The following is a 12,298-nucleotide window of genomic DNA, read 5'->3' as shown; positions in this document are numbered from 1 at the left end:
TGTAGGCATAGGCTAAAGGATGGAGTACACTCAATGGTCAAGTCATTTTTTAGACATATTCAAGAATAATAAGGATGATCACCATGTTAATTGGACAATTGGCAAAACAGACGGATTTAAGTCGGGATACCATTCGCTTTTATGAAAAAATGCAGTTAATCAAATCCATCACCTGTAATAATGGCTATAAAGATTATTCAGAACAAACGCTGCAACAGTTACAACTGATTCGTACCGCAAAAAATCTTGGATTCTCGCTCAATGAAATTAAGCAGATTTTAGCGATGACAGCCCAAGATGAAATCCCTGCCCCACAAGTACAAAGCATTTTCCAAGACAAGTTAGATTTGATAGATGAGAAGATTGCACAGCTTCATCAAATCAGAATGATGTTAAGTCGATTTACTCAAGGTGAAGCGTGCCCATTGAGAAAAGATTGTCCGATTCCAGACCTCAACCAATTGCTTTAAAAACTTTCTGCAATGCCCACAACAGCTAATGTGTATAAACTAAAACTTATCCACAGCTTTGCTGCATTAATCATCAGTAGCGTCTGTTGATTTTGCTTCTCGCATATTTTCTGGATCGCATATTTCCAATGCGATTGCCACGCTCACCTTCCAAGACAAGCACTTCATGTATTGAATTGAAATAAAAAGATGAAAATCCTAAAAAATGCCTTTATTACAATCTATTTACATAACAGCAGCTTGTCCTGTTCCTAGATTGTCCCTTGATACAGCTCAATTAATTGCTTTTAAAAACATTAAATTCCCAATATTGACCATTCTGACATTCTTTATCTGTCAATGATTTAGCTAAAAACCAGTATTATTCTCTCTATCTAAAAATACATTCATAAAAAGCATACAAAATAGTGTCATTTTCATGCTTCTTTAGCGGTATATAACATTCTGTAAAGATTCAGTTACAGAATCTTGCTTGGTTGAAAAGGAACATATATGAGTCAGACATATAGCAAGGAAGAAAAAAGAAGTCGTATCAAAGGTATCGTCGGTGCGGCATCAGGGAATTTAGTTGAGTGGTTCGATTTCTATATTTATGCCGTTTTTGCTGCCTATTTTACCCATGCATTGACCGCTCCAGATATGGATCCAACCACCAAAGCCATTTATGTTTGGGGGGTGTTTGGCGCCAGCTTTTTCATGCGCCCAATCGGCAGTTGGCTATTCGGACGTATTGCTGACCGCCAAGGCCGTAAGCAATCAATGGTCATTTCAATTTGCTTAATGGCACTCAGTTCATTCCTGTTCGCAGCCTTACCGACTTATGATCAAGTCGGGATGTGGGCCCCCTTTTTACTGCTCATGGTACGTTTACTGCAAGGTCTCTCCGTGGGTGGTGAGTATGGTGCTGTTGCCACCTATATGAGTGAACTCGGCTTAAAAGGGCAACGAGGCTTCTTTGCATCATTCCAGTACGTCACGCTTTCAGGTGGTCAGTTACTTGCCAGTTTACTCGGGGTGATCTTGCTCGGGTTTATGACTGAACAGCAATTGAATGATGGTGGCTGGCGTATTCCTTTTGTCATCGGTGGTATTGCCGCATTATTGTCTTTGTTCGCCCGTAGTCGTTTAGAAGAAACCTTGTCACATGAAGATGCCGAACGTGAAGAATCGGGTAGCTTAGTTGCCCTGCTTAAGCAGCATTGGAAAACTTTCTTATTGGTTGTTGGCTATACATCAGCTGGTTCACTCACCTTCTATGTGGTTACGGTTTATTCAAAAACCTACCTCACCAATATTGGTATGGATGGCAAAACCGTTGGCTTTATCATGACCACGGCGCTATTTGTATTCATGCTGGCGCAACCGTTGTTCGGCATGTTGTCAGATCGCATTGGTCGCCGTGCTTCCATGTTGGCATTCAGTTTACTCAGCGCCATCTTTATTTATCCGGTCATGGTCACAGGTATGCGCAGCTTTGCTGACTCCCCTGTTATCATCACCCTATTACTGATTTTCTTGATGATGCTGCTGAGCTTCTATACTTCGATCAGTGGTTTGGTCAAAGCTGAAATGTTCCCGCCGCATGTTCGTGCCTTAGGTGTAGGTTTCTCCTATGCGGTGGGTAATGCCTTATTTGGCGGTTCCGCGCCATCCGTAGCGTTATTGTTTAAAGATGCAGGCATTGAAAATACCTTCTTTGTCTATGTCATTATCATGCTGTTAATCTGTTTCATGTGTAGTTGGGCCTTACCGAAAAAGCCTGAATATCTTGAACATGACCACTAAATAAATTGTGTCCTAAATCTAAACCACTTTTGTAAAAAGCAAAGGTGGTTTTTTATTTTGAGCGTTATTGTACATAAGGATTGAAATTCACAAGCTGCTTAAAGCCACTCTGCACCAGCATGGCAGTACGAGATCGAGGCCGTTGCTGTGCTTCCTGTTGAGTAAATTTAATCATGATCTGATTAAAATCAAGACGAGGGTATCTTTGCTGTAATTGCTGTCTAAACTGCGTTGAAAATTCAAAACCACGACTGCCGATGACGTCACAACTGGCCGCTTGCTGCAGCAAATGCGCTTCTATCCCCTCAGTCAATGCGACATGGGGATTCATATGCAGACTGATCACATCAAACAGTTGATCTGCCCGTGGCACTTGCCAGCCCTGTTCAAGCGACCAATCTCTTGCTGCATATGCCCCTTGCCCAGCAAAGCAGCGACACTGTACATGATACTGATAATATTGTTCTGTCATCCCTAAATCATGCAATAAACAAGAAACTGCCAATAATTCATGATCTGGTTTTAAATGCTGCATTTGCGCAAATGCGGTGGCATAGCACCATGTTCTCAGACAATGATTCTGTAAGGCCTGCGAACTGCAATCCTGCATTTTCTCCAAGGCTTGTTGCACGTCTACACTGTCTGGCAATCTCAGATCATCCATATCCAGTTGATACGGGGTAGCAGGTTTAATCCGATAGGCCAAACTATACATTTTTATACTCTGTTTTAACACAGGAAAAAGGCTATGACGCAACAGCAACATACGATTTTTTAAGGATAAATCCCCTGAAGTCTGCGCCATCCAAGCGTGTCGACCAATTTGCATTTTCACCTCTTTTTTAAAAATTAGAGCAATTACTCTAATTTATGTTGTACTGCAAAAAATGACCGAAGTCAAAATCAAGTCATTTCATTTTGATTGTTCTCAGCACAGTATTTTTTAGAAAGTTGGTGATTAAATCTACCGCTGCAATCTTCTGTTATCGCTCCAAATTTGGCTACTTTTTAGGCACAGCATTATTTCGCTCTGACCTATTTTCCGAAAAAATTAAACATAATGTTCATTTCTTGGCCTATTCGTTTAGTTTTTCTTCTTAAATTTAAGAACAAATTAAGTTTTTGTGCATAATGGTCGGCGCTTTAATTTTTATTTTTGGTGTATTTTTAACACTTTTTTTATGGCAAGAGGTTACAACTTTAGGGAGTAAATAATGCTGACGCTGATAGGTATTCTAATTATTGTGACAATTGTTGCGCTACTGATGTCTGGTAAAACCAGTCCAATTGTTGCAATGTCGATTGTTCCTCTTATTGGCGCGCTCATTGCTGGTTTTTCGATTAGCGAGATTTCTGGTTTCTTTGAAGCCGGTCTAGCCAAAGTGACCAAAGTGGCGACCATGTTTTTATTCGCCATTTTGTTTTTTAGCATTTTAAAAGAATTACATGTCTTTGATCCCATGATTAAACGCATGGTGCAAATGACGCGTGGCAATGTGGTGATTGTTGCTGTGATGACCACCCTGATTGCTGCGATTGTGCATTTAGATGGTTCAGGCGCTGCCACTTTTTTAATTATTATTCCAGCCTTATTACCACTTTACCGTAAATTGGGCATGAGTCCCTATCTGATGCTATTGCTGATGGCGGGTAGTATGGGCGTAATGAATATGGTGCCATGGGGCGGACCTTTGGGACGTGCTTCAGCTGCGACAGGTTTAGATGCTGCCACACTCTGGCATAGTCTGATTCCCGTTCAAGTGGTGGGTGTTGCAGGGATGATGGTGTTTGCCGTATTTATGGGTTTACGTGAGAAAAAACGTATTCTCGCGGCTCAAGCCCTTGGCACCACCCCATTTGAACAAGACTGCATGGCCAAAGATCTGGCCGAAGATCTGCAAGAAGACGCCAAACCAAAGAATTTATGGTTTAACCTCGGTCTGATCGTTGCTGCCATTATCTGTTTAGCTTTTGGACTATTCTCTGCACCTTATGTGTTTATGATTGCCCTTGCCTTGGTCTTGATCGTCAACTTCCCACAGCCGAAAACACAAATTGAAGTCATTGGCCGTCATGCACCACAAGCTCTAAGCATGGTTGCCATTATTTTTGCAGCAGGTGCCTTCCTCGGAATCTTGTCTGAGTCAGGTATGTTGCAATCGATTGCCCTAGATCTCATTAAAATCCTACCAAGTACATGGATTGCGAGCCTGCACATTCTGGTGGGAATTCTAGGTGTACCGATGGACATCTTTACCAGTACCGATGCCTATTACTTTGCATTACTACCTATTGTGCAGGAAGTTACTGCTACCGCTGGGGTGAATGCAGATTCTGTGGTGTATGCCATGGCGATTGGCAACAATGCAGGAACCTTTGTCAGCCCATTCTCACCTGCAACTTGGCTTGCGGTCGGACTGACAGGTACCGATATGGGACGCCATTTGCGCTATTCATTTGGCTGGATCTGGTTATTCAGCTTCTTTACCTTAGGCGCTGGCTTCTTACTTGGTCTGTATTAATCCTTGCCAAAATAAAAAAGCATACTCGGGTATGCTTTTTTATTGTCTCTCTGCTTTGTCCACATGCATTGGCAGTTCCCTTCCCATTACAACTTGGTTTTTAATAATTCATTTAACCAGTCAATAAAGTCCTGAAAATATTTAGGACGGTATTGGCGGTCGGTTAGCAACAGACTGACAGGTAATTGTAAGTTTGGAATATCGGTAAACAATCGCTGTAACTGTCCCTGTTGTACATAAGGCGCTGCATCAAATTCAGGAATTTGAATCATGCCAATGCCTGCTAAACCTGCCTGAATATAAGCCTCGGTATTCTCAACCAATAAACGATAAGGCATTTTGACTCGATGCGCTTGGAATAAAAGCTCACTCCACTCTCGATAATGTTTAGCGACATGGTAATCCACGGCGAAGTGCTGTTGTAGTTCTTCAAAACGTTGAGGTTCGCCAAACTCTGCCAAATATTGCGGCGCTGCCACAGTCCATATTTCAGTTTGGGCAATGGGCCGAATCAGCAGATATTCATCCTGAACTTGTCCGACACGTACTACACAATCCAGCTGTTGCTCGATCAAATTAGAAAAATCATCACTGCCATTCACCAACACTTTTACTTTGGGGTAACGTTGATAAAATTCAGATAGATGAGGAATCAGAACTTGTGTGGCTAAGCGTTTCGGCATACCAATACTGATCTTCCCTTCCTGACTACGCACATGGGTTTTAAAACGATTCAGCTCTTTTAACTGTGCCACCAAACGCATGGCTTCATCGTAAAATAAACTCCCTTCATGGGTTAAAGCCACTTTACGCGTGGTGCGATAAAACAGTAATACCTCATACTCTTTTTCAAGTGTTTGAATCGCATAAGTCACATTGGAACGCGGCAAACCCAATTGCACTGCAGCTTGTGCAAAAGACTGCTTCTCTGCCACCAAACAAAAGATTCTTAAACGATCAATCTTATCCATTTTTATTATTCAACTTTTTTGCACAATCAGTTCAATACTAACAACTATTTCAAACAAATAAATTCAATTAGTATGTTTTTTATGCAAAAACAACATCAGGACAAATACATGTCACAACATCATTTAAATGGAAAAACCGTACTGATCACAGGCGGCGCAAAAAACTTAGGCGGTTTAATTTCACGCAAGTTTGCTGAACAAGGTGCAAATTTACTGATTCATTACAACAGCGCTGCCACCCAAGCCGATGCCGAACAAACCTTAAAAGATGTACAGGCACTCGGTGCAAAAGCCGTTTTGGTACAAGCTGATTTATCCGATATTCAAACTATTGAGCAGTTGTTTATCACCGCTAAAGAAAACTTTGGTGGTGTGGATATTGCGATTAATACCGTAGGTCGTGTGCTGAAAAAACCATATTTAGACACCACCGAACAAGAGTTTGATGGCATGAATGACATCAACAATAAAATTGCCTATTTCTTTATTCAATCGGCAGGTCGTCATCTCAATGACAATGGAAAGATCTGTACCATCGTAACCAGTTTACTTGCAGCGTATACAGGACTTTATTCAACCTATGAAGGCTTAAAAGCCCCTGTCGAGCATTATACTCGTGCGGCATCCAAAGAGTTTGGTGAACGTGGCATCTCCGTTACTGCGGTCGCACCAGGCCCAATGGATACGCCATTTTTCTACGGTCAGGAAGCACCCGAAGCCGTGGCCTATCATAAATCAGCATCTGCTTTAGGTGGCTTAACCAAGATCGAAGATATTGAGCCTTTGGTTCGCTTTCTAGTGACAGATGGCTGGTGGATTACTGGACAAACCATTTTTGCCAATGGTGGTTATACCACCCGTTAATTTGAATATTGATAGTGGTTTGGGCATTCAACCGCAATGCCCAAACCCGCTAAGGTAAGAAAAACACCAAAGCATAGAAACAAGCCAAACTCAGAATAATGGTCAATAAGGTATGTTTCACCTTATACGCAATGATGACGGTTAAAATCGTAGCCAAAAAATATGGATTCAATAAAGTCGAACGAAATGCGCCATGTTCATCCATAAACACAATCGGCGTTGCAATCGCAGTCAATAAACACGGGGCAGAATACTGTAAGGATTGTTGAAACCATTTCGGTAATCGCAACGGAATATTCGGTTCCAGCAAAATATAGCGGTTCATAAACACCACTAAAGCGAGAATAATCAAAAGGAACCAAGTCATGCCATACGCTCCCGTAAATTCTGTAAACACGTCGCAGTTAGCATCCCGATTACCCCTGCCAAGATCGCAGCACTTTTAATCCCTAGACTCAGAAAAACCAAGGTCAACAGCACCGATACCAACACACCGACCAAGGTATTTATATTTTTAATAAACGGAATCACAATGGCGATAAAGGTCGCAACAATCGAAAAGTCCAAATGATATTGATCAAGATTCGGCACTGATGAGGCAAGCAGCACCCCACAAATGCTAAACAGGACCCAGCACAGATAAAAACAACTGCCCGCCCCCAATAAATAATAAATATAATGCTGCTGCTTTTTAATACTCACCGCAAATAATTCATCCGTCAGCAAAAAGCCCAACAATAAGCGATGTTTTAGAGGCTGCTTGGAAATGTCTTCCCGCAGGTATAGTGCATATAGATAATGCTGTGTGGTGATCAGGAAGACTGAAATGATGATGGTCAAGGCTGGCGTTCCTGCCATTACTAAACCTAAGGTCATCAACTGCGCTGCACCTGCAAAGACTAAAGCCGACATGCCAATCGCTTGTGCAGTACTCAGCCCAGCCTGAATCGCCATCGAGCCCGCCAATAAGCCCCATGGTAATACCGCAAAACACAGCGGCAGGATTTTTATCACCCCATTGAGAAATGCCCGTGATACCGTCATTGGCGTATCATCGGTTATGCTTTCACTTAACATCAAAATCACAATTGCTCATAAAAGACCTTATGACTATGCCAAAATTTGATAAGAGAGAATTGTATAAAATTGCTGTTTTATTTGAGGTAGGAAATATAACCACCAGGGGTAATACCGAATGTCTGACGAAAGTGACGACTAAAATGACTTTGATCCGAAAAACCACATTGCTGTGAAACCTCAGATAAATTAAGTCCTTGTCTTAACAGTTTTTGTGATTTTTGTAAACGTGCCTGCACTAACCATGCATGTGGTGACAAACCGACATGCTTTTTAAATTGACGTAAAAAATGCCATTGGCTGAGATTGGCCATTTCTGCAAGTGTAGCCAATGAAAACTCTTGCTCAGGCATACTTGCTATAAAATCCTTGATATTGAGGATGCGCTGTTTAGCACTGCTTAAATCGGTTGCTTGCGGCTTGACCTGACTGTACTTAGACACAAGCCAAGCAATAGTGGATAAAAATAGGGTTTGTTTAAGCAAGGTATTATTGGGTTGTTCCAATAAATCAAACAGTAAACGAAGTTGCTGAGCTAAACCTTCATCATGCAATACGGCTTCTCTAAACCAAGGTGCTGTACCATGTATTGTGGTCAAATCACGTGTCAACTCATAAAATACTTCTGGGGTTGGATAGATGGCACGATAACGCCATCCCGTTTCAACCGCAGCAGAACCCGTATGTACTTCATCGGCATTGACCAGAATAATATCGCCTTGCGGTGCAACATGATTGCCCCCTGTACGATAAAAGCGTTGCGCCCCTTCCTCAATCACACCAATACAAAATCCTTCATGAACATGTCGTGAAAATTCCTGCTGATAGTAACTTGCTTTCAGCATTTCCAGACCACCTAGTTCTTCTAGATGTAAGTAATCGACTTGTTCACGAGGTCTTCGCGACATCAAGACCTCCTTTGAATTTTTTGCATTGTGTCAGGTTAACGCGATTCAGATAGATGTATAGAACAAAATTGCTGTTTGTTGATTTTATCTGAATTCCTACATACTTTCTTAATTTACAAAGAATGCGATGATTGAGCTAAGTGACATACAGATCTCCACGCTCTGAACAAGACACAATAATATGCTCAAAATAAAAGCCTCCGAAGAGGCTTTTATTCATTTAATTAATTACTTAGAACCTTTAATCCCGGCTTGTAATAACAAAGCACCTAAACCACCAATTTTTTGCTCTTGTGGTTTTTCATTTTTTGGCTTGTTATTTTGTGGACGCTTAAAGTCACCCTCTTTACGCGGAGGACGTTGGCCTTGTGGCTTACGTTCTGAACGTTCAGTACGATCTTGTTGTGGACGTTGCTGACGTGGTGCTTTCGCTGGTGCAGAACCTTCAGCGCGCATACTCAAATTCACGCGATTACGTTCCACGTCCACTTGCATCACACGTACTTGCACAATTTGACCTGGTTTCACCACTTTATGTGGATCAGAAACAAATTCATTGGCAAGTTCAGAAATATGCACTAAACCATCTTGATGTACACCCACATCGACGAAGGCACCGAAGTTAGTCACATTGGTGACCACACCTTCAAGTTGCATGCCTTCAGTCAATTGCGCAACTTCGGTAATGTCTTCACGGAATTTCGCAGTACGGAATTCTGGACGTGGATCACGACCCGGTTTTTCCAATTCAGCCAAAACGTCTTGAATGGTCGGTAGACCAAATTGATCATCGACAAATTCATCGGCTTTGACTTGGCGAATAATTTCGGTATTCCCGATAATGTCTTTTACCGTGGTTGCTTTTGCTGCAACAATTTTTTCTACCAAACCATAACTTTCAGGGTGAACAGCAGAAGCATCTAATGGCTCAGAACCATCTTGAACACGTAAGAAACCTGCAGATTGTTCAAAGGTACGTTCGCCCAAACGCGGCACTTTTTTCAAAGCTTGACGGTTATCAAAACGACCATTTTCTTTACGGTATTCAACAATTTGTTGCGCAATGGCTTTATTTAGACCAGCAATATAAGCCAGAATCGCTGGAGAAGCGGTATTCACATCCACACCTACAGCATTCACACAGTCTTCAACCACGGCATCCAATGTTTTTGCCAAACCAGCTTGGTTCACATCATGCTGATATTGACCTACACCAATCGATTTAGGGTCAATTTTTACCAACTCAGCCAATGGATCTTGTAAACGACGTGCAATTGACACCGCACCACGAATCGAAACATCAAGCTCAGGTAACTCTTGTGAAGCCAATTCACTTGCAGAGTAAACAGAAGCACCCGCTTCACTTACAGTGATACGTGTCAGTTGCAGATCAGTATTGGCCACCATCATTTCTGCAACCACAGCTTCAGTTTCACGGCTTGCGGTACCATTACCAATCGCAATAAGTTCCACGTGGAACTCTCGACATAAACGAGCAAGTTCCGCAATAGAACCCTCTTTGTCTTCTTTCGGTGCAAATGGATAAATGGTGCTATGCGCAAGAACATCACCTGCATTACTGACCACTGCAAGCTTCACACCCGTACGAATACCAGGGTCAACACCCAAAGTCGTACGGCCACCAGCAGGTGCTGAAAGTAATAAATGACGTAAGTTTTCAGCAAATACATCCATTGCTTCAGCTTCAGCAGCCAAACGTTTATCGGTTAATAAGGAATGTTCGATTTGTGGACGAATCTTACCTAACCAAAACAGTTTAGCTGTTTGCTTTAAATAATCTTGACGCGTTTGTGGTTGAATTTGTTCAAGATTATATTCAGTTTCGATACGAGCCAATGGTGCATCATCTTCACCATCCACTTTCAAACCCAATACATTTTCTTGACGACCACGTAGCATCGCCAATAAACGATGTGAAGGGACTTTATTAAAGTTTTCTGAGAATTCGAAATAATCACGGAATTTTTTACCAACTTCTTTTTTCTCTTCAGAAGCCACCGCGCTTTTCAATACCGCAGTTTTAGCAAAAGTCTGTTTTAATTCAGTGGTTAATGCAATATTTTGTGCCCAGTCATCAATCAAGATATGCTGAATCGCATCAAGCTGGCTTTCTGCATCTGGGTAGTCTTCATGACTAAAACCAGCCAATGCTTCAGTTGGATCAACTTGGTCTGCAATAATTTTTTCAGCAATAGCGCCAAGGCCTGCTTCTTTTGCTTTAAATGATTTACTGGTACGTTTCGGGCGATACGGTGCGTAAATTTCTTCTAATGCATTTTTAGTCTCAGCTGCATTTACACGCGCCAATAAATCATCGCTTAATTTATCTTGTTCTTGTAAAGATTGGATCACCTTCTCACGACGCTCAAATAAATCACGTAAATAAGTTAAACGTGTATCGAGTTGACGTAATTGCGTATCGTCTAAGCCTTGCGTGACTTCTTTACGGTAACGTGCAATAAAAGGAACGCTAGCACCTTCATCAATTAAACGAATAGCAGCTTCTACTTGGTTTGGACGTACGGCAAGTTCATTTGCCAACTGCTGAACTAAGTCAGTCATCGTGATTGATTCCACAAGGGTTAAGTCTAAAAGCACTGATTATAAAGTTCATGGCTATAAAATCCACCATTGTTTTTTTGAATATTGTGCAAGTAGTTTATGCAAATCGCTGAATGTTTCTAAAATACCAAGATTTTTTCGCCTAAATATTGAAAAATAGATTGATTGTCATCATTTTGCCTGTATATATTTGGTATCTATCTCTTGATTTTATTGGCAATATTTGTTGCTTTATAACATAGCCAAAACTGTGCAATGAATCGTATACTCAAAGGTCTATTGATATTTCACAATCGCATTGCATAAAGACGATGACAATAAACGATAAAGGAGCACATCATGAGTTTAGTTGTACCTGCCGAATCGACGGAAACTGTACACCATGAGACAGACCGGGTCGAACGCATCTTAGTGGTCGATGACGATGTGCGCTTGCGTACGCTGTTACAACGCTTTTTAGAAGACAAAGGCTTTGTGGTAAAAACTGCCCATGATGCAACTCAAATGGACCGTTTACTGCAACGTGAATTGTTCTCGCTTATCGTGCTCGACTTTATGCTCCCTGTCGAAGATGGTTTAAGCATTTGCCGTCGCTTGCGCCAGTCCAATATCGATACACCGATTATTATGCTGACAGCACGTGGTAGTGACTCTGACCGTATTGCGGGTCTTGAGGCAGGCGCAGATGATTATTTACCAAAACCATTCAACCCAAATGAATTACTGGCACGTATCCGTGCAGTATTGCGCCGTCAAGTACGTGAAGTACCTGGTGCACCAAGCCAACAAGTTGAAGTGGTGAGCTTTGGTCCTTGGTCTTTGGATTTATCAACCCGTACTTTAACTCGTGAAGGTCAAGTCGTTACTTTAACCACTGGCGAATTTGCAGTCCTGAAAGCACTGGTTCAGCATCCTCGTGAGCCACTGACACGCGATAAGCTGATGAACTTAGCACGTGGTCGTGAATGGGGTGCAATGGAGCGCTCGATTGACGTCCAAGTTTCTCGTCTACGTCGTTTAATTGAAGATAACCCTGCTCGTGCACGTTATATTCAAACCGTATGGGGCGTGGGCTACGTTTTTGTTCCAGATGGTGCTGAATAAGCTTAGGAAATTAA

11 protein-coding genes are annotated in these 12,298 nt (G+C 41.8%); 5 read left to right on the top strand and 6 right to left on the bottom strand.

What is annotated here, in order from left to right; translation table 11 throughout:
* Window positions 1–83 precede the first annotated feature (83 nt).
* Together A7P54_RS13955 and A7P54_RS13950 are read left to right on the top strand one after the other, a co-directional pair.
* Window positions 84–470 (top strand): MerR family transcriptional regulator, encoded by a 387-nt coding sequence (locus A7P54_RS13955; RefSeq protein ID WP_171549948.1) that lies wholly within the window; start codon window positions 84–86, stop codon window positions 468–470.
* A gap of 492 nt (window positions 471–962) precedes the next feature.
* Window positions 963–2,255 carry an MFS transporter gene (locus tag A7P54_RS13950; protein ID WP_171549947.1) on the top strand — a complete coding sequence of 431 codons (1,293 nt, stop codon included), beginning with the start codon at window positions 963–965 and terminating at the stop codon, window positions 2,253–2,255.
* Window positions 2,256–2,319: 64 nt separating this feature from the next.
* Here the strand turns inward: A7P54_RS13950 and A7P54_RS13945 are convergent, their stop codons facing one another.
* Window positions 2,320–3,084: an HD domain-containing protein gene (locus A7P54_RS13945; protein WP_171549946.1), complete on the bottom strand. Its 765-nt coding sequence runs from the start codon at window positions 3,082–3,084 to the stop codon at window positions 2,320–2,322.
* A gap of 385 nt (window positions 3,085–3,469) precedes the next feature.
* Here A7P54_RS13945 and A7P54_RS13940 point away from each other — a divergent pair, with 385 nt between their 5' ends.
* Window positions 3,470–4,777 (top strand): citrate:proton symporter, encoded by a 1,308-nt coding sequence (locus A7P54_RS13940; protein ID WP_004803844.1) that lies wholly within the window; start codon window positions 3,470–3,472, stop codon window positions 4,775–4,777.
* Window positions 4,778–4,863: 86 nt separating this feature from the next.
* Here the strand turns inward: A7P54_RS13940 and A7P54_RS13935 are convergent, their stop codons facing one another.
* The gene (locus A7P54_RS13935; RefSeq protein ID WP_171549945.1) at window positions 4,864–5,748 is read right to left on the bottom strand and encodes a LysR family transcriptional regulator; all 885 of its coding nucleotides are present in this window, start codon (window positions 5,746–5,748) and stop codon (window positions 4,864–4,866) included.
* 108 nt (window positions 5,749–5,856) lie between these two features.
* Here A7P54_RS13935 and A7P54_RS13930 point away from each other — a divergent pair, with 108 nt between their 5' ends.
* Window positions 5,857–6,612 (top strand): SDR family oxidoreductase, encoded by a 756-nt coding sequence (locus A7P54_RS13930; RefSeq protein WP_004803840.1) that lies wholly within the window; start codon window positions 5,857–5,859, stop codon window positions 6,610–6,612.
* Between the two features lie 49 nt (window positions 6,613–6,661).
* Here A7P54_RS13930 and A7P54_RS13925 read toward each other — a convergent pair whose 3' ends face one another.
* The 4 genes from A7P54_RS13925 to A7P54_RS13910 form a co-directional block, all read right to left on the bottom strand.
* On the bottom strand, window positions 6,662–6,979 hold the full coding sequence (locus tag A7P54_RS13925) for an AzlD domain-containing protein (RefSeq protein ID WP_171549944.1): 318 nt from the start codon (window positions 6,977–6,979) through the stop codon (window positions 6,662–6,664).
* A complete protein-coding gene (locus tag A7P54_RS13920) occupies window positions 6,976–7,689 on the bottom strand; it encodes an AzlC family ABC transporter permease (RefSeq protein ID WP_171549943.1) in 714 nt (237 codons plus the stop codon). The genes A7P54_RS13925 and A7P54_RS13920 overlap by 4 nt, the downstream gene beginning before the upstream one ends.
* A gap of 77 nt (window positions 7,690–7,766) precedes the next feature.
* The gene (locus A7P54_RS13915; RefSeq protein WP_171549942.1) at window positions 7,767–8,597 is read right to left on the bottom strand and encodes an AraC family transcriptional regulator; all 831 of its coding nucleotides are present in this window, start codon (window positions 8,595–8,597) and stop codon (window positions 7,767–7,769) included.
* A gap of 228 nt (window positions 8,598–8,825) precedes the next feature.
* The gene (locus A7P54_RS13910; RefSeq protein ID WP_171549941.1) at window positions 8,826–11,180 is read right to left on the bottom strand and encodes a Tex family protein; all 2,355 of its coding nucleotides are present in this window, start codon (window positions 11,178–11,180) and stop codon (window positions 8,826–8,828) included.
* A gap of 339 nt (window positions 11,181–11,519) precedes the next feature.
* Between A7P54_RS13910 and ompR the strand changes: the two genes are divergently transcribed.
* Window positions 11,520–12,284: a two-component system response regulator OmpR gene (ompR, locus tag A7P54_RS13905; protein ID WP_004657337.1), complete on the top strand. Its 765-nt coding sequence runs from the start codon at window positions 11,520–11,522 to the stop codon at window positions 12,282–12,284.
* The last annotated feature ends 14 nt before the right edge of the window (window positions 12,285–12,298 follow it).

Source organism: Acinetobacter sp. Ac_3412, from assembly GCF_013072675.1.
Taxonomy (GTDB): Bacteria; Pseudomonadota; Gammaproteobacteria; order Pseudomonadales; family Moraxellaceae; genus Acinetobacter; species Acinetobacter higginsii.
Note: the sequence above shows the minus strand (reverse complement) of the source record. Positions and strands in the feature narration are given on the sequence as shown.

Excerpts from the sequence above, each read along its gene's own strand:
- A7P54_RS13950 (WP_171549947.1), top strand. The coding sequence starts at position 963 with ATGAGTCAGACATATAGCAAGGAAGAAAAAAGAAGTCGTATCAAAGGT.
- A7P54_RS13915 (WP_171549942.1), bottom strand. The coding sequence starts at position 8,597 with ATGTCGCGAAGACCTCGTGAACAAGTCGATTACTTACATCTAGAAGAA.
- ompR (WP_004657337.1), top strand. The coding sequence starts at position 11,520 with ATGAGTTTAGTTGTACCTGCCGAATCGACGGAAACTGTACACCATGAG.
- A7P54_RS13930 (WP_004803840.1), top strand. The coding sequence starts at position 5,857 with ATGTCACAACATCATTTAAATGGAAAAACCGTACTGATCACAGGCGGC.
- A7P54_RS13925 (WP_171549944.1), bottom strand. The coding sequence starts at position 6,979 with ATGACTTGGTTCCTTTTGATTATTCTCGCTTTAGTGGTGTTTATGAAC.
- A7P54_RS13940 (WP_004803844.1), top strand. The coding sequence starts at position 3,470 with ATGCTGACGCTGATAGGTATTCTAATTATTGTGACAATTGTTGCGCTA.
- A7P54_RS13910 (WP_171549941.1), bottom strand. The coding sequence starts at position 11,180 with ATGACTGACTTAGTTCAGCAGTTGGCAAATGAACTTGCCGTACGTCCA.
- A7P54_RS13945 (WP_171549946.1), bottom strand. The coding sequence starts at position 3,084 with ATGCAAATTGGTCGACACGCTTGGATGGCGCAGACTTCAGGGGATTTA.
- A7P54_RS13935 (WP_171549945.1), bottom strand. The coding sequence starts at position 5,748 with ATGGATAAGATTGATCGTTTAAGAATCTTTTGTTTGGTGGCAGAGAAG.
- A7P54_RS13920 (WP_171549943.1), bottom strand. The coding sequence starts at position 7,689 with ATGTTAAGTGAAAGCATAACCGATGATACGCCAATGACGGTATCACGG.
- A7P54_RS13955 (WP_171549948.1), top strand. The coding sequence starts at position 84 with ATGTTAATTGGACAATTGGCAAAACAGACGGATTTAAGTCGGGATACC.